Source organism: Flavobacterium sp. WC2430, assembly GCF_040822075.1.
Lineage (GTDB): Bacteria > Bacteroidota > Bacteroidia > Flavobacteriales > Flavobacteriaceae > Flavobacterium.
The window spans coordinates 3224613-3243382 of record NZ_CP162007.1 but is presented as its reverse complement, the minus strand read 5'-3'; the positions used below and the strand labels follow the sequence as shown (position 1 = coordinate 3243382).

13 protein-coding genes are annotated in these 18770 nt (G+C 33.5%); 10 read left to right on the top strand and 3 right to left on the bottom strand.

The annotated features are described in order from the left end of the window. Positions 1-55: 55 nt before the first annotated feature. Positions 56-319 carry a DUF6520 family protein gene (locus AB3G36_RS14125; protein ID WP_367753808.1) on the top strand — a complete coding sequence of 88 codons (264 nt, stop codon included), beginning with the start codon at positions 56-58 and terminating at the stop codon, positions 317-319. Positions 320-389: 70 nt separating this feature from the next. Here the strand turns inward: AB3G36_RS14125 and AB3G36_RS14120 are convergent, their stop codons facing one another. From AB3G36_RS14120 to AB3G36_RS14110, 3 genes are read right to left on the bottom strand one after another with little or no spacing between them, the layout of a single operon-like run. After that, positions 390-3023, bottom strand: coding sequence for an alpha/beta hydrolase family protein (locus tag AB3G36_RS14120; protein WP_367753806.1), 2634 nt, complete (start codon positions 3021-3023; stop codon positions 390-392). A 3-nt stretch (positions 3024-3026) separates the two neighbouring features. Next, complete coding sequence (locus tag AB3G36_RS14115; RefSeq protein WP_367753804.1) at positions 3027-4424, bottom strand: RagB/SusD family nutrient uptake outer membrane protein; 1398 nt, start codon at positions 4422-4424, stop codon at positions 3027-3029. A 16-nt stretch (positions 4425-4440) separates the two neighbouring features. Next, on the bottom strand, positions 4441-7473 hold the full coding sequence (locus AB3G36_RS14110; protein WP_367753802.1) for a SusC/RagA family TonB-linked outer membrane protein: 3033 nt from the start codon (positions 7471-7473) through the stop codon (positions 4441-4443). 587 nt (positions 7474-8060) lie between these two features. Between AB3G36_RS14110 and AB3G36_RS14105 the strand changes: the two genes are divergently transcribed. The 9 genes from AB3G36_RS14105 (at position 8061) to AB3G36_RS14065 (ending at position 18543) form a co-directional block, all read left to right on the top strand. Next, positions 8061-8303: a helix-turn-helix domain-containing protein gene (locus tag AB3G36_RS14105; RefSeq protein ID WP_367753800.1), complete on the top strand. Its 243-nt coding sequence runs from the start codon at positions 8061-8063 to the stop codon at positions 8301-8303. 389 nt (positions 8304-8692) lie between these two features. After that, the gene (locus AB3G36_RS14100; protein ID WP_367753798.1) at positions 8693-9646 is read left to right on the top strand and encodes a hypothetical protein; all 954 of its coding nucleotides are present in this window, start codon (positions 8693-8695) and stop codon (positions 9644-9646) included. Beyond that, positions 9633-11522, top strand: coding sequence for a hypothetical protein (locus tag AB3G36_RS14095; protein WP_367753796.1), 1890 nt, complete (start codon positions 9633-9635; stop codon positions 11520-11522). Before AB3G36_RS14100 ends, AB3G36_RS14095 begins: the two co-directional genes overlap by 14 nt. Beyond that, positions 11512-12486: a hypothetical protein gene (locus AB3G36_RS14090; RefSeq protein ID WP_367753794.1), complete on the top strand. Its 975-nt coding sequence runs from the start codon at positions 11512-11514 to the stop codon at positions 12484-12486. The genes AB3G36_RS14095 and AB3G36_RS14090 overlap by 11 nt, the downstream gene beginning before the upstream one ends. A 93-nt stretch (positions 12487-12579) precedes the next feature. Next, positions 12580-14268 carry a hypothetical protein gene (locus tag AB3G36_RS14085; protein ID WP_367753792.1) on the top strand — a complete coding sequence of 563 codons (1689 nt, stop codon included), beginning with the start codon at positions 12580-12582 and terminating at the stop codon, positions 14266-14268. A 5-nt stretch (positions 14269-14273) separates the two neighbouring features. Beyond that, on the top strand, positions 14274-15125 hold the full coding sequence (locus tag AB3G36_RS14080) for a hypothetical protein (RefSeq protein ID WP_367753790.1): 852 nt from the start codon (positions 14274-14276) through the stop codon (positions 15123-15125). After that, positions 15122-16189 carry a hypothetical protein gene (locus AB3G36_RS14075; protein WP_367753788.1) on the top strand — a complete coding sequence of 356 codons (1068 nt, stop codon included), beginning with the start codon at positions 15122-15124 and terminating at the stop codon, positions 16187-16189. The genes AB3G36_RS14080 and AB3G36_RS14075 overlap by 4 nt, the downstream gene beginning before the upstream one ends. Before the next feature lie 516 nt (positions 16190-16705). Beyond that, positions 16706-17605 carry an alpha/beta hydrolase family protein gene (locus AB3G36_RS14070; RefSeq protein WP_367753786.1) on the top strand — a complete coding sequence of 300 codons (900 nt, stop codon included), beginning with the start codon at positions 16706-16708 and terminating at the stop codon, positions 17603-17605. A gap of 242 nt (positions 17606-17847) precedes the next feature. Continuing rightward, positions 17848-18543 (top strand): hypothetical protein, encoded by a 696-nt coding sequence (locus tag AB3G36_RS14065; protein WP_367753784.1) that lies wholly within the window; start codon positions 17848-17850, stop codon positions 18541-18543. Positions 18544-18770: the final 227 nt, after the last annotated feature.

The window sequence follows — 18770 nt, the reverse complement described above, 5'->3', positions numbered from 1 at the left end:
TGGCGATCGAAAACCTGTAAAAAAGAGTAGATCATTAACTTTTAATTTTAGTATTATGAAAACAAATTTTTCAAAAATGGGATTTCCCATTGCAGTAGTTGTTTTTGCGATTGCGGGAGCTTTCGCCAGTAACATTTCACGCGCTGATTTGAGTACAGCCATTGAAATTAATGGACGTCTTCCTGTTTCCTGTCAGGAAACAAACGTAAAGTGCTCAACAGTTCCTAATGCGCAATTTTGTACCTCTAGTGGTCAGCAACTTTATCGCCTGAATGGTGCGGGAACCGATTGTCCGGACGTGTTGTATAAAAAAATTTAATAACCGTTCGTAAACCAATATTTATTGGTATTACAATGCTGGATTTTTTTAAAATCCAGCATTGTTGTTTTTAATTGCTACTCAGATTATCTCTAAAGGTTTTCTCTTTAAGATAGCGATCGAACCACTCTTTGGTACGCTTCGTAATATCAATTCTTGTCTCTCGTTTTGAAAAAACATGGGTTTCTCCCGGGTACACTAAAAACGTATGCGGTTTTTGCAACCTGCGCAGTGCTAAATGCAATTCCAGTCCTTGCGTCCAGGGTACCATAGTATCGTCATTACCGGTCCATAGTAACAGAGAGGTATTGATTGTCTCAGCCTGTGCTATCGTAGAGTTTTTGATATATCCCTGATAATTTTCAAAGAGGGACGTACCCATGCGTTGCTGTTGTGATTCAAATCTCCACATCCTAGGAGTTCCACCATTCTCTATGCTAAGGTACCAGCTTACCATATCTGTGAGGGCTGTGCCTGCTACGGCTGTAGCAAATACGTTTGTTTGTGAAATAATGTATGTTGTTTCGTACCCTCCAAAGGAGGCCCCTGTCAAGCCAATGTGTCGCTCTTCTACAATCCCTTTTGTAGTTACCGCTTTTACAGCTGCTATCACACAATCTGTAGCCGATTTACCGGGTTCCCCAACTTCATAAGCTATGTCAGGATATAAAACCAAATAGCCATCCAAAGTGTAATTCGTGCGAGGTAAAGCATCTGCATTTTCTTCTGGATTGTAGTAAAGGTGAAGTTCATGCGATTGTTTTTCATAAATATTTACAATCATGGGGTACTTTTTTCCTTTTTGAAAGTTGGATGGATAGTATAAAACTCCCTGCAGTGGAGTCCCTCTGGAATCGGTATACGAAATCAGTTCGTTATGCCCCCAATCAAAATGGTTCTGTTGTAGGTTGGTTTGTATCAAAAGTTTTGGCTGTTTCTCCTTCTCAGTCTTAAACATCAATCTTGGGGATAGTTTAAAAGACTGTTCTCTGTATATATAGCTTGAGGATTGTTCTGCCTTTATCAAGTGATCTATCATTCGGTCTTTATACACCATTTTTTTTATGTTTCTTTCTGGATGCCAATAATAATAGCCTGAAGATTTGTCATCGCCAAATGCTTCGATCAATACTCCTTTAGAGAGATCAAATTGATTCCCAGTCAAAACAGCATTTCCTAGCAACAGTGAATCCGTATAGCTGTCCTCAGCAATCCGGTATCGAATGTGTTTTTCACGACCGTGTGTTATTCTTTTTTGTGATTTTCCATCGGCAGACAGTAGCCAAATATCATATTGATCATAAACAATCAGGTATTTTTCATCCGCTGACCATCCAGGGCTTCCGTAAGGGGGGGCAGTACCCCCGCTATCATAATCTACCTCATCTATGGGTATTCCTAGAGGTAATGTCAGATTGATATGGCTATCCTCCTTACTATTGTAAACCCACCAATGCTTTTCTTTAAAATAGTTGATAAAATTTCCGGATCCGGAACCCTTGATAAAATCATATTTTCGAATCTGTTTTTTCAATATTTTTTTACTTTTTCCCGTACGTACGTCTATTAGTACGTAATCAACAGGGCTGGCAAATTCATACTGTGGTTCATATTGCAGCGGATTATGGTTTAAAGCATAATTTCCATCTGCTAATAGCTGCGTTTTTGGAAACTCATCGGTTCCTATCTTAAACAACTTGTTTTCCTCGGGCCACCACACTATCATTTTGGAATTGTATTGCCAGCTTTCTGAATCCTTTTGGCTAGGGTAGGTCCATGGTGTTGCACCGTCCCATACCTGTACGATTTCCTTCTCCTTGGTCTGTAATTTTGGAGTGGTTGTATAAAAGAAAACCTTTTTGCCATCCGTTGCCATTTCAATGGACTTTCTGGCCGGTGGCGTTACAATTCGTAGCTCCTTAAGGATCTCTTCAGCAAGTAAAGGATCTAGTATATGCAGTTTGGGATTGGTATCCATATGATTCACGAAATACAGTTTGTGATTGGTTCCTTGGTACTTATCCTGCGGGAGTTCCTGGAGAAAAGCCACTGCATCGGCGTCTTTATTCCAAATCAGGTTTTTAAACCGATTGTCGGAAGGCTGCATTATTTCCGAAGTGCGGAAGTGATCATCAATCCAAATTAATTTTACGGCGTTTTCTTGCTTTGTTATAAATGCCGCGATTTTCCCACTGGCATTAAAACTATATTCCGCAATGTCTTTTGCACTATATTTTTGTCCGGTTGCCAAATTCAAAATATCGAGTTCCTGTTCCAGTCCTGTTTTTTTAAGAAAAGCCACATATGCACCATTTCCCAGAAATTCATAGGAAACCACATCCTCCGCCCATTGACATTTCCCGGTTTTTAAACTCAATATACCAAGTCCTTTTTCGGGTACTATTGCGGCCCACCATTTTCCATCTCGACTGAAATTTTCATCTGTTGCTAAAGGGAAAATATATTTTTTGCTACCATAAGTTTGCTGTACAAAAACAGTATCCTTGTCTGAATCATAGGCCAGCTTATAGCTTACCCATTTGCCATCAGCGGTCAATTTCTCTCCGGACAGCGTACTCCATTGGCTGTAATCAGCAGGAGAAACGCTTCTTTTTACTGAAATCTGTCCCCAAATAGTTACGGATCCCAATAAAAAAAGAAGTAAAATTGTATGTTTTTTGATTAATAAGATAGTGTCTTTCATAATTTAGTATCCTTGATTTTGAGGTAATAAATGGCTATTTGCTAGCAGTTCAGACGCAGGAAGCGGAAGTAAATTATCTCTATCTTTCCATGCTGATTTAATTACACTCAAAACAGTACCCGCTTTTCCAGTACGTTTTAAGTCAAACCAACGGTGCCCAAATTCAGTAAACAATTCCACTCTTCGTTCTTGTAAGACAGCTTGTGATAGTTCCTCTGAAGTACTAGCAGTCGTATTTGCTAAAGTTGCTCTTTGTCTTATCTTATTGATATCATTTTTTGCTTCAGCTAGTTTTCCTAGATGTATTCTAGCTTCGGCTCGAATTAAGTATTGCTCCTCTAATCTAAAAATGATGGAGTACTCCTGAGATGTTCCTGAATTCGTATCGAGCTTGTATTTAAAAGGGAAATAATACGTGTCCGTTCCATCATTCACACTACCCAACCACTGATTTTTTCTTTGATCTCCAGTTTCAAAGGCATGGAGTAATTCCGGACTTATAGCTTCAATATTTGGCGGTGCACTAGTAAAAATAAAAGTTCGACCTTCTATTGTATTTAAGCCCGCAACACCAGGGTGCAATTGCCAAATCGTGGAAGGACTGTCTTTCAAGAAAACTAAATCCAAATTATCCTGCCATTGGTAAAGGGCTGTTTTATTGATAATTGCATTCGATTCATTCTCTGCCAACTGCCAGTTTTCTGTATATAAATACACCCTTGCAAGTATGGCCGAAACTGTATATTTATTGGGACGGATGCGTTGAGCGGAAGTATACGTTTCGGGTAGTAGCTCTTTTGCTTCCAATAGGTCTGCTATAATTTGCTTGTAGACGTCTGCTTGGGTCTGCTTTGAAATCATAGTGTTTGTTTTATAATCGGTACTAGTGATATAGGGAATATCTCCAAACAAGTTCACCAAATTAAAGTGTATAAAAGCACGGATAAACAGCGCTTCTCCCTTCAAGCGGTTTCGATTATCACCTGTAATTGCGGTTGAATTATCTACACCTTCTATTATAGCGTTTGCAGCGTAAATTTGATTGTAGCTAGAATTCCATAAAACGGAAACCCCACTATTGGAAGGCAGCAGTGAATGGGAATAGAAGTTTTGCAAGGGAGAGTCACTAACTCCATAGTAGGTTAATTCATCTGCATAATTTCCTAACAGACTGGAAAGTCCATCAGAATTTCCCGTTATCATGCTGTAATCTCGCATTTGAGCATAGCAGTCGGAAAGAGCTGCTGTAGCCGTCTTTACATCTTGAAAAACAGCAGTTTTGATTAGTTGCGTCTTCGGGAGATCCGTTTCAGTAAAACTATCGCAACCATATAGCCAAAGGCTTATAGTAACTATTAAGGCTACTATTAATGCAACTTGTATGTGTCTGTAATATTTCATCTTGTTAATTTTTATGTTATAAACCCAGTTGTACACCCAATGAGATCTGACGCAATGGTGCTATGAAAAAGGAAGATTGATTTTCAGGATCTGCTCCTTTGTAGTTCGTAAAAGTCAATAAATTTTGTGCCTGTAAATACACTCTAGCCGCACTGATAGCGGATCCTTTGGTAGGAACGGTGTACGATAGACTAACACTTTTTAAACGGATGTAAGAGGCATCACTGATTGTTGCACTACTATTGCTATAAGAAGACCAAGCATCGAGCGCTTCTCCGTTTTCACCAGTAGTATACAATTGTGTTTGAGCATTCTCACCATTCACGGGCCAATGGTTTCCTATAGCTACAGGTTGATTGACCATATCTCCAGCCCAAGAAGTATTGTACAAATAATTTCTTGCTTTTTGTTTTACAAATTGGAATAAGAAATCCATGGACCAATTTTTATAGCTTAATTGATTTGCAAAACCTCCAAACCATTTGGGAGCAGTGTCTTCAATCCATTGCTGATCGTTGGGGCTACTAATCTGTCCATCATTATCATAATCTTCGAAAGAATACAGTCCGGTTTGTGGATTGATTCCTGTATAGTGATATACTTTTTGAATACTGATAGATTGCCCAATGAGGTATCTATTAGCGTAGGGTGAGCTTTCTAGATTAGGAAATTCCAACAACTTGTTGTTGGGAAGACTCAGATTGAAATTCGAAGTCCAATTAAAATTTTTAGAACGGAATGGTTCGAGTCGCAATTCCAATTCTAATCCCGTATTTTGAACTGTTGCATTTAGATTGGCTTGTAAAGAAGAAAACCCTGTAGTACCCGCTAATGGGATTCCTACTAATTGGTTAGAAGATCGGTTGCGATAATACGCTGTACTAAAAAAAACACGATCGTTGACAAACCCTAATTCTATAGCAATTTCTAATTTTTTATTCGTTTCCCAAGCAAAATCAGAGTTGAATAGTCTTGAAGGCTGGAGCCCAATGACACCATTGTAATTGTTTCCTGTAACATCATAGGTATCTAAGAACTGGTAATCGCCAATTTGATCGTTTCCAGAGGTTCCATAGCTAGCTCTAAGTTTTCCAAAGCTAAGAAAGGTACCTGTATCAAGGAAGGATTCTTTTGAGAATACCCAAGCGGCACCAACAGCGGCAAAATTAGCAAAGCGATTACCAGGTCCAAATCGGCTGGAACCATCGCGTCTGCCCGTTGCATTTAGGATGTATTTGCTTTTATAATTGAAATTAATTCGACCAAAAAAAGCTTGGTATTTGTATTCAGAAAAGGAGTTGCTTGAAATGTTTAAGCGCGATGCAGCTGCAAGATTATAAATCAAACCGTTACTGGGAAACCCCGAGCCTGTTTGTACTAACTGACTGGATTTTTGATCCTGGAAAGTAGCTCCTGCAAGGATATTAATCTCACTTTCACCTATTTTTTTTAGCCAATTTAGTTGTGGTTCCATTGTCCATGAATGGCTTGATGCATTGTTGAGGTAGAGAGTAGAGCGTTCACTACCAATTCCAAACGCAGGATTATACATTGTAGAAGGATTGATGCGACTTTCCTCTACGCGGTTATCCGTGTAACTTAGGCTCGTTTTTAATTCTAAACCCTCTAAAATTTGATAGGATAGCAATGTATTGGCAATGAGCGCAGCGGTAGTAGCAGTATATCTTCCATTTAAGGTAGCTAGAGGGTTAGTCCAGGAATTATTTTCCCAGTTGAGATTTCCGTTTGCATCGTACAAAGCGGGTGCGTTAGGAGCAAGAACCGCTGCCTTGTAGGTAAAGTCAGATGGGGGAAGTATGTTTTTATCGGCAGTATAATTTGCTGAAAAGTTTATTTTGAAACGACCGTCTTCAGTACGGTGAGTCAGGCTGGTATGTACCGCCCCTTTGCCGTACTTGGCATCTCCTGGAAAAACGGTGGTTTCCTTGTGCATAGTACCGCTTAGTAAGTATTGGGTTCCAGAACTCCCTCCAGATAAGGTAGCCTGTAGATTATTAGTTGTTGCATTCCCTCCAATTAGTTCTTTTTGCCAATTGGTATACCTTGTTTGATCCCATTTTCCATTGACATCATAGGCATAACTAGGATAAGTTGTGATCCCATCATTTGAGAAAGCCTCACGGCGCATAGACAAGTATTGGTCCGTATGCATTAAGTCTAGGGTACGGGTTAGTGTTCCAAAGCTACTGTAAGCATTTAAGTTAAACTTTGTTTTTCCTGCTTTGCCTTTTTTGGTAGTGATCAGGACCACGCCATTAGCCCCACGAGACCCATAGATTGCCGTAGCATCTGCATCTTTGAGTACTTCTATACTTTCTAAGTCAGTTGGATTAATGCCGTTTAATGGACTAGTAGTACCCGCAAGTATGGCTGAAGAAGCAGAGCTAAAACCCAGTGATTGGGAGCTGTAAGGCACGCCATCCACGATGTATAGGGGGGAATTGCCCTCGGTACGGATGCTATTAATTCCCCTAATTTGAATATCAAACCCACCACCAGGCACTCCTGTGGCTTGGGTAATATTCACGCCAGACATACGTCCTTGCATGGCTGCTAGCGGATTAGTCACAGGTTGTTTTTCGATATCCTTTGCCGTGATTTTTGCAATACTTCCCGTGCGTTCACTTTCTTTTACGGAATAGTAGCCTGCATTGATTTTGACCTCCTGTAGTGAAGTCGCATCTTCTTGCATACGAATAGTTAAGACAGAGCGTCCATCAACAGGAATAGTTAGGGTTTTGAAGCCCATAAAGCTAAAAATAAGCATATCGTTGGGCGATGCAGTGATAGTAAATTCCCCATCAAAGTCAGAGATAGCTACTTTTTGTTGCCCTTTTATAGTTATGGTAACACCAGCTAAAGGTCCTTTACCATCAGTGATGCTGCCGCTTATTTGGTTTCGTTGTGGTAAAGAGGGCATGGACGGCAGCGCCGTTTTTGATAAAGCAGGGGTGTAGGAGATGAGGAACCCGAAAACAATCAGGCACCAAAAAGCCAATCTCCCCTTGTAAAATGAATTATTTTTCATAATATTGGGTTAGTTAATAGAAACGTTAGTTTTGTTAGCAATGGTCCTCTAGTCAACCGCCAAGAAGAGTTAGAGGGCCATTTTTTTGTTTTAATAGCCTGTACTGCATTTTTACTAATTCAAAATAGAGAATAAGGCAGTACAGGCATTCAATAGAGATTCTTTTTTTTAAATCATAGGCAAGCGAAAGTTTATACGGTTAAACAGTAATTGTCAATGCGAGACTATAAAAAGGAGGAAGCAGTGCTAAGAATAGAAGTTGAGTTTAGCCTAAATAATAGGCATAAAAAATGGCATGGAACTCAGCTTATTGACTTTGAGGTACTGGTATACCCTGCAACAATAAGTGAGCCCACGCCATGGGACGTGAGCATCTTACTTATCTTCTCGTTGCAAAAATTACCAGTTTTCAAAGTCGAGATTCTAAGCGAATGCTTCAAATATTTTATATGAAGAAACGCAAATTTAATAAATGATTATCTATTATTTCAAATAAATACATAATCTATAAAGCAAATATATGAAAAATATTCTCGCATTGTCAAATTTGACAATTATTTTTCTGCAAATTACATCAATTTCACATTGTGAAAGAAATTAGAAAAAAATATTATATAAAATTCGGAGAGAATCTGCAGCTTCTTTTGGCTAAATATGGAAAAGATGTTATGACAGTGGCATCCATAGGTAAGATTGAGCCTAAACAAGTTTATAGAGTACTGAATGGGGAACATGGCGCATCAATGGGGACAATAATCTCCATTGCAAAAGGTTTAGAAATTCCTCCAAAAGAGTTGTTTGATTTTGATTTTGATTTAAAAAAAGAATAAGAAGATGCTATAAAGGCATCTTTTTTTTTCTACAAATACACCCAAATTGCATTTACAATTTAAGAGCCTATTTTGATTTTAATTAAAGATTCAAAATATGTAATGGTATGAAGTATAATTGCGGTATGGGTTTTAGGTCTTTATCTGAGAGGGATGATTTATGGGTTTAGGAGAAAGTAGCATTAGAGGGATTGTTGGAAGAGTAAGGGGAGGCAGTGAAAAGAATATAGACATCCCCAAAACGAGGGATGCTTTTTGGGAAATTGTAAGTGGAAAAATCAAATATATTTTTTTAAACACAAAATATCAATATTTTCTTCAAGAAAACAAAATATATATTTAATTTTAAGGAAAGAAACGTTTACTTTCGTATGCTTATAATTAATGACATGGCTGATAAAGATGTGATGAAAGATTTTATAAAATATGCGAAAGACAAAGTGTATTTTTATATTGAAAGCAAGTTTTGGTCAAAATTAGATATCGACACATTTCATGCTTGGCTAAGCAACTTTGAGAGTACCGAAGAGAAGTATTGTGCTTTGAAATTACTGGACAGATTTGTTTATTATTCTGAAGAAGATATGATAAGAATGATAGATTTTGGATTTTATGAATCAATTTTAAAAAGAAAAGTTTTAGCTAATGAAATTTCAAATGATTTCCAAGTTAAAAATGAAACTTTATTGAATTTTAAAAGGGATTTTACTACAAATACTTATGTCATGCCATTACTTACAGATAATCCATCTGAAAGTTCGCTTGTAATGGCCAGGTATCTAACAAATGATATAGGTTTTCCTGAAAAAAACATATTATATTTAAATAATTTAAAATCGACAGACCTAAAAAAAGCTAAAAATTTAATAATTCTTGATGATTTCGTTGGTTCATCAACTCAGCTTCATACTTTTTGGAATTCAACAAGTATCAAAATAGACGATGAAGTTATATTTCCAAAAAAATTAAAAGCAATGTTTCCTGATCTTGATATAGATTATTTCTGTCTGATTTGTACCGAAGAAGGATTTAACAATTTTCATTCTCAAGATAATGATGTTGGTCTAAGGATTACTTATTGTGAAATGTTGACAAATAAATACAAAGTATTTGGAAAAGACTCTGTATATTTTAACAATGAAGAAGTTGAAGTTTGTAAAAACGTTCTAGATCTACTTTGTAAAAAGAAAGGCATTAGTCTTTTAGGTTATAAAGGTTTAGATTATGCTATTGCATTTCATCATTCCATACCAGATTCATCTCTTCCATTATTTTATAGCCAAATTAATAACTGGAATCCTTTATTTAAAAATAAAAAAACATTTGCTAATGTCACAATCTAACAATCCATTTTCTATAGACCGAGCAGAGCAATTAGGTGATAATCTATTTGAGTTTTATTCAAATCATAAAAACTTTGAGGGTCTCCTAAAAAGTAAATCTTTAATGTTAGAAGGAGGAAGGGGCTCAGGTAAAACTATGTTTTTTTTATATCATTCTTATTCAAGTAAAAAAAAAGAATCACAAAGTAAAGGGATTTCTTTTAAAGACTTTTTTAGTTCGGAAAACCTTATTGGAATACATTTTCGTGCTGATTCTAATTTTGTACCTGCATTCCAGCATAAAGGTTTAGATGAAGAGGAATGGTGTCAATTATTTGGACATTTTTTGAATATTACTTTATCAAAGCGTCTGGTCGAAATTATTATTGATATTAATTCTAGTCTTAATGAAAGCGATGATGAAATAGCTTTTTACTTATCTGATGAACTTGAAGTTCTTTTAGATTCAAAGGTTTCTATTCCGAATTTTCATTCATTATTGAAAATGCTTAGTAATGAGGAAATAAGATTGATGAATTATGTCAATAATATTAATAAGAATGAAAGACCTAATGTCATAGGTAATGGTTTTTTAATAAATTTAATTGCGAAAAGTATTTTAAAGCAAGACCTATTTAAGGATAAGTCGATACACATTTTTATAGACGAGTATGAAAATATGCTTTTATATCAGCAAAGAATTGTTAATACACTTATTAAGCATCCTAATCCCGTAATTATTGATGTCGGTATGAGGAATAAGGGATGTAAAACTTATCAGACATTAGCTGATAGTGAAATTATAACAGCGCCACATGACTTTAGTTATTATAATTTTGAACAGTTCAAGTCTCAAGATTATGAAGAATTAATTGTAGATATTTGTAGAAAAAGACTAGAGAAAGTTGTAGAATTAAAAGAATTGGATGATGATAGGTTTTATGATATTCGATTCTATTTAGGCGAATATGATTTTAATGATGAAGTAGCAGGGTTTATTAAATCAGGAAATATTGCTACACTAAAATCAAAAATAAAAGCTAGGATTGGAGCTCAAAAAGATGTTGAGATTTTATATAGCTCCGATGACCCTATAATTTTAAGGCTAATTCTTGTTCTTTTTGAAAGAGGTCAGAAAGCTGATTATTTGGCAAGTGAATATAAGTTGCATTTAAATAACAATGAGTCAAAATTTAAAGACTGGCTTCATAATAATAAAATGGGTTTAGTTTATTTATTATGTAAAGAAAATAGTAAACAGAAACTTTACTATGGTTTTAATACATACAAATCAACTTCTTCAGGAATTATTAGGTTCTTCTTAGAACTATGTGAATCAGCATTTAAAAATGCCTATAGAAATTCTTTTGAATTCAATAACCCAAGAGCATTAACTCCCACTGAACAATCTGAAGCTGCATACTATGTAAGTCAATATAAAATTAATGACATAGAAACCTATACACCTTACAGTAATCAGTTAAAAAGATTTGTATTGTTATTAGGAAATATTTTTGAAAAATTTCATAGAGATCCTAGATTAAGCGAGCCTGAAAAAAATCATTTTAGCAGTGATTTTGATAAATTGGGGGAAGAAACCCTAACTTTTTTGAAAAGTGCAGAGCTCTATTCTGTATTACAAAAAAAGGAAGAAACAAAAGATAAAAAACCGACTATAGATTCTAATAATACCGAATATCATTTAAATCATATTTACGCTCCTTACTTTCAAATTTCCCCTAGAAAAATAAGAAGTTTGTATATTGATCCAAAAACATTGGATTTTCTGATTAACAGTGATAGTAAAAAAGCAAATGAAATAGCTAACTCAATGGTTAAGAGTCTTACTAAAGATGATCTTAACCAAATTAAAATAGATTTGTTTAATGCTTTATAATAGATACTATAACCTTAATAATACTGATTGTTTTAAAGAAGTTTTTGCAGAAATTGACCTATTTTTTGTAGGAAGGAGTAAAGAAATTAGAGCTGAAAAAGTTATTTCTTTGGCAAGTGAATATTATAATAAAGATATCATGTCAATAAACTATGATATTGAATTTGAAAAATATTCAATGCGAGATTTTAAAATTTCTGATATACCTCAAATAGAAGACTTGACAATTACAGGCAAAGATTTAGTCAAAGATTTTATTAATGATTTGAATGAACTTGATATCAACGGTAAAAATATTCTGATTGATATTACTTCATTAAAGCATCCGTTTCTTTTCTTTTTCTTATTACTTTTAAAAAAAGATTTTAAACCCAAAGGATTATTCGTTACTTATACTGAGCCAGAAAAATATATCCAGGAAGAAAAAAATGAAAATACCATTAAAAAATTTGATTTGACTGAAAAATTTTGTTCAGTTAATTCTCTTCCTGGATTTGCAAGGATATCAGATCACAATAAGGAAAGAATTTTAATAGCATTAATGGGTTTTGAAGGTAATCGATTTAGTAAGGCATTCGAGGATGTAAATCCTTCAGATAGGATGACTTATGCTATTGTAGGTTTTCCTTCTTTTCAACCAAGCTGGCAATATTATGTTTATTCCCAAAATCAGTATGCATTAAACCAATCCAAAGCTTTTAATTCTATTAAGAGATCTACCGCAAATGAACCTTTTGGCGTCTACAATATACTTCAGGAAATAAAAAATAAAAATAAAAATTTTGAATTAGTAGTAGCTCCAATAGGTACAAAACCTCACTCACTTGGTGCGTGTATGTTTGCCATTGACAATACTGATGTGCAGATTTATTATGATTTTCCATCATTTGGGAGTAAAACAAGAACTGTAGGAATAGGCAACAGTTTTTTATATAACTTAACTGATTTCATAAATAGACCGTAATTTTTTGAAGTTTCGTTAATAAAAAAGTAATTATTTAAATTATATTTTCTATAATTACAGCATTATAAATAGGTTAGTATTTTTAAATAAAAAATGGATTTAAATCAAAAAGAACTTGAGGAAAGAAGTGATTATCTAGACATTGAACAGGTTGTCGATTGGTTTGTTACTGGTGATTATTTTGAAAGTATTCAAAAGAAGTTGATTGGCACTGGGGCAAAGTTATTAGTTGGTCCGCGAGGAACTGGAAAAACACATCAAATGCTAATTACTCATTATAATTGTATAAAAAATAGAGAGAAACCAATTTCTTTATATGTTAGTTTTAATCGATATTATCATTTGGAGCCATTAATGTCAAGAGCTTCTAATGCAATTAAAATTTTTAATACTTGGGTATTATCAAAAATAATTTTATCAATATATGATTTTAGTGAACGTACTTCTACAGATATTTCATTATTGTTAAGTGATCCCTGCTTAACAAAAAAAAATCTGGAATTATTTATAGGACAGGCAGAAAAAGGAAATTTTAGATTTGATGATGAAACCATACTTGAGATTCTTAACGTATCTTATGTTAAAATTTTAATCGAGGAGTTGATAGTCTTATCAGACAGAAAAAGAGCAATTCTTCTATTAGATGATGCTGCTTTGACTTTAACACCTGATTATTTGGTTGAATTTTTTGAAATATTTATTAGTTTGAAATCTTCATCTATATCGCCAAAAGCCTCTGTTTATCCAGGTACTACAGAGTATGGCACTAAGTTTCATTTAGGGCATGATGCTGAAAAGGTGGAATGTTGGATTAACGTTACTGATGATATGAAATCTTACAGTAAGTTTATGGATGAATTAATTCAAAAGAGACTTAGTTCAATAATTGGAGAAATTGATTCTGAGATTATTGAGATACTCAAATATGCATCTTTTGGTATTCCAAGGGCTTTTATTTTTTTAATTAGATCCTATTTGCAATCAAATAAAGTAACTAGACAATCTAAATTTAATGAAGTTATAGATCAACATTCTGAATTAATTAAAATAGAGTATTTATCTCTTAAAAAAAAGATTCCCCAGTTTTCAAATATAATTGAGGTTGGATTTACTTTTTTTGAGACAATAGTAGAAGAACTTACAAAATTGAATAAAGAACTAATTGATTCTAGAAATTTAATTGTTGGGGTGGAGACACATTCTAATAGGATGGTTGAAAGAATGACACAATTTTTGAATGAAGCAGGGCTACTCTATAAATATTCGAGCAGTGTTAGCCATGGTGAAAATAGAGAGTATATGAGATATACACCACATATTATCTTTTTATTAAAAGCTAAAGCATTTAATTCAAGTAGAGGATTCGATACAAAAAAAATTCTACAAAAATTATTGAGTGCTGAGAAAAAACAGCCTTTAAGAAGGAAATTTGAGACATTATTAAAGGAAGCGGATATTGATAATTTAAAATTAAATTTGCCGCCTTGCTCGAATTGTAGCGCCATACGAATTGAAGAAAATCAAAGGTTTTGTCATAAATGTGGATTTGAATTAGTTAACCCCTCGGCTTATGAGAGTTGTATGAATCTCGATGTTTCAGAAATTCCATTTACAAGATTTCAAGCGGAAGCTGTTAATCAAGCAAATTTTAGAAAAATCAGAGATTTTTATTATGTCCAAAATCCAGTGTCTGAATTAAGAAAAGTTAAGCAGATCGGAGGTAAAAGATCTCAAGATATATTAAAAAGGGTTGTTGATGTTGTAGATGAATTTTTAGCTTAGTAATTATGAATAATTTAGATGCAAATAATACTTCTGCTTATCATTTATTAGACACAACTAATATGTTTGATACACTTTTTAGTGAAGCTAACGAGCCCCCTATTGACACCTATATTAGTAAAATTACAAATTTGATTTTACTGGTAGATCCAAATCCATTAGTTTTTAATAAGGGATTAGCTAACCTTCTTGTTTTAGGTTCAGTTTCAGCGTTTGAAAGCTACATGAGAGAGGTGCTTAGAAGAACTATTTTGATTGACAGAATAAGTTTAAAAAATTGTGAAAGTCTACCATTGTCTTATGGAGCTGCAATAAGTCATGGAAATGATTTAATGCCAGAAGCAATTTTAGAAGATGTTTCTTTTGCAGGTAAATTTAATATTCAAGAATCTTTAAAGAAATTTTTGAATCTAAAAGGTAATCTACCAGATTCATTAATTGCCACGCTAGATGAATTTGTTAAAGTCTGTGAATTAAGACACTGCCTCGTTCATCGATTTGGAAAATTAGGTACAAAGAATGCGATTAAACTTGGATTAAGTGATCATTCAAATTGTATTGAAAAACCACTTCAGTTAGATTATATTGCTTTGCAGAATTTGCAAGTTACATGTAACGCATTAGTTAAAGAGATAAATAATTACATTTTTAATAGTTTGTTAAAAAGACTAATTATTGACGATAGAGGAAAAAAAATTAATAATGTCATATGGACATGGAAATATAACCAAGATAGAATGCTTTTTTTGAAATATTATAAGACATTTGTATCATCAATTGAAGTTCCTAGAAATCATAGTACTGCTAAACAAGCATATGATTTATACAGAAATTCTTATAATAATTTGAAAAGATGATTACAAAAGACTGGCTTAATTTTTACACCCCAATGGATATTGCCAATGAAATTATTAGTCTAATACCACAAGGTTACGCGCCTACAACTGTAGTCGACATTTGTGTGGGTAGCGGTAACTTTTTAAAAGCGGCCTCACTAAGATGGAATAAAATAAATAAGATTGGAGTTGATATTTGTCCAACAGCAAGTATTGTTGAGATAACTGAAAATATCTATAAATTAGATGCTTTGAATCTTGAAAATCTTTGTCAAATTGATTTTGGTGCAAATAAATTAATTTTGGCAAATCCTCCTTTTGGCAAATCGCCTAATATAAGTAATATTAAGATATCTGCGGAGCATCAACAACTACATTTAGAGGCGATCAGGTCGAAAAGAATCGAAGCTTTAATGTTAGTATCTAACTTAAGTATTTTACGAAAAGATGAACTTTTTGCTGCAATTTTACCAGAAAATATATTTTATTCTGAAAACTTAAAAAAGTTTAATAAGATGTTTTTTGAAAATTTTGAAATTTTATATCTTGGGGATGCAAAGGAGTATTTTAAAAAAAGTGAGGTGAAAACTAGAATTTTTATTGGAAAATTTATTGTAAAAAGTAAGGAAGAATATTCAGAATCTAAATTAAATTCAAATTATAAAATTAACATTCAGGTCATAAGAGGTATTGATAATTCAAAGTTATTAAAAACTTTAAATGAAGATGTAATTTTATTTGATGAGGTTGTTCATTTTAATAATAATGAAGGATCGATTAAGTTAAAAAGATACATTAGAAAAAATTCATTTTCTAAATTGTTAAAAATTGAAAAAAATGACATTTTAGTTTCTAGAGTAGGAAGAAATTCTGGTAAAATTCATCAAGTTAAATATGAGTATGAAGGGAAATACCTTTCGGATTATTTTTATCTATTGAAAAATTTTAAAAAAATTGCTAACGGTAAGCAACTAACAATAATGGAAAATGCTCTTTTGCAAAAAAAGCGTGGTTTGACTTCTCGATACATATGTAAAAAAGATATTTTGGAGCAAATGAATTTAATAATTGAAGGGACTTACTGAATTGCTGGGGTGCAAGAATTTTTTTACTCTTCCTAAATTTGAATTCTCATGATCCCAGCTGGCTTTAGCATTAAGTATCCCTTGCTGGCGCAAGCGTCTCGCTTGTGCCCACAATTTAAATCAATTAGTAAAATATTCTCAATGATACTGTATCGTATTCTCTGTTGTGATAGCCCCATTTATTGATCTTAAGAAATACTGGCGAGTAAAAACTCGGGCGATCTTCGATCTTGAGAGTTTTTATAGGAAAATTAAGTGTAGAGAAATCTATATTTTCTACAAAAGGGTCTATAAACCGAACTTGATAGTCCTTAAGTATTGCTTCTTCTAAATTTGAAAAAGGTAATTGTTGGTGGGAATTCCGGTGGTGCGATGTATTCTTGAAAATAAGAATATCCTTATTTATATCGATATTTTGTTATATTTGTTCGTAATAAAACGGAGGTTTTTAGACGAATTGACGTTGTAGGCAATGCTAACGCAAACCATTCAAACCATTTTTCACATTAAACCAAAATGAACATTAGCTTTTTTTATAACTTATTTCTTTGGTTATTAGTAATAACTTTACCAGAAATTGTGTTTTGTCAATCGGCCGACTTTGTTATTCAAGATGTAAAATTTGAAAGTCAGGGCGTCAGTCTTGCAGGCTCAATTTTAACGCCTAAAAAAACAGTTGCAGCAGTTGTAATTGTTCACGGGTCTGATCCAGTAAAAAGAGAAATGGACTTCGCAATACGTCTTGCCAAAGAAGGTATTGCTGTATTGACATATGATAAACGAGGAGTTGGGGAATTGGGCGGTGTATATGTCGGGCCATCTGTTGGTACTAATAATATTGATACTACTAATCTTAATTTATTATCTCACGATGCAAGTGCAGCAGTAAACACATTTCGAACCTATTTGAAGGATAAAAAAATACCAATTGGATTAGTTGGCTTCAGTCAAGCAGGATGGATAATCCCAATTGCTGCAAGCAAAAATCCACAAATCGAATTTATGGTTTTATTTAGTTGCCCTACAATTACAACTCTAGAACAACTTCGATTTCAGTTTTATACTAACGGCAACAATAATTTTTGGGAAAATCATACAGAAGCAGATGCTCGTGAACATACTAAAAATGACCCAGACAGGTATCAATTCGTGGCGACTGACCCAAAAAATTCTCTGAATACTCTTTCAATTCCGGGACTTTGGCTTTTTGGTGAGAAAGATATACAGATTCCAGTAAAGTTGTGTATGGAGCAATTAAATACATTGAAAGCTCAAGGTAAACCTTTCGAATATACTTTGTTTTCTAAATTAGGACACAATACTTCTTCCGGCGATATTACAGAAACTGTTGCTATTTCAATTCAATGGATAAAACAGAAAACTTTTAATAGTAAGAAGTCTAAATTATCAAAATAAAGCACTGCCTAAAACAGCTAAGGCTTCGTTTGGCTTGAAAAGCTAACAATGAAGCCTGCGTTGAACAGAAACTAGAGGCAGTTTAATTTCTGTATATTTACTTCCTAATTAATAAAATAAAGATCGTTTTAAGTTTTTTAGACGAATTGACGTTAGTGGCAATTTTAGAAAAATCACGGTAGCAACTACTTGGATAATTATAATTTATGTAGCTTTACACTGATTAACAAATAGATAGTGTAATGGAGAAAATTGGAATTAGCAAAATTGTTGAATTTATACGTCTTAAAGATGGTCCTAGACAGACTTTTATAAATAATCTTAAAAAACCTAAACCACCAAAAAAAATAAAAACAGAAGAATCATCTGATGGAGGGGATTATTGGTCTACATCTATATGGGCCATTAGTAATGCTTACAAGAACAATAAACCTATATTAATCAAGGATAAAATTGCAGATTTGTTTGAAAGGCATGGTAAAGCAACCGCCAAAACATCAAAGGATATGTATTTACAAAACATTCAAATCCTACACAATGTTGAAGATTATGATTTGAAAGTGTTTAAGCCTCAATTCGATCTACAGTACCTTTCAAAACCAAAAGAAAAATCTATTTTCAAAATTAAAGATATTCCTGTTCAAGTATTACCTCAATATGTATTCACTTTTAAAGAAAATGATATTTCAAAAATTGGCGCAATTTGGTCTATTGCAAAAATAAAAGGTTACAGCATAGAGGAAATTGGTCTTTTCGCAGATGCATTATATAGATATTTAAATCTCAACTACTCCAAAGATTTTGAAATTAATTCCAATTATTGCGTAGCATTTGATGTTAGTAGCCTACAAGAAGTTCGATATAGCACAGTCGAAAATAATTCTATAGTAACTCTGTTGGATTCTGTGATGGACATTTTGAAGCCTTTTTTAAAATGAAGCCTTCCCTAGCAAGTGTATCGATTGTGCCCACAATCTATCAATTAATAAAATAATTTCAATGATACGGTATTGTGTTTTCTATTATGATAGTCGTGTTTATTGATCTAAAGAAATACTGGGGAAAAAGATGCTGCTGAGGTGTTTTTTTTTATGAGTTTCGTTTTTTTGAAAGCCTGTTACAAATTAAAATTATTTACAGAATACTTTTACTTTCTACAATATCA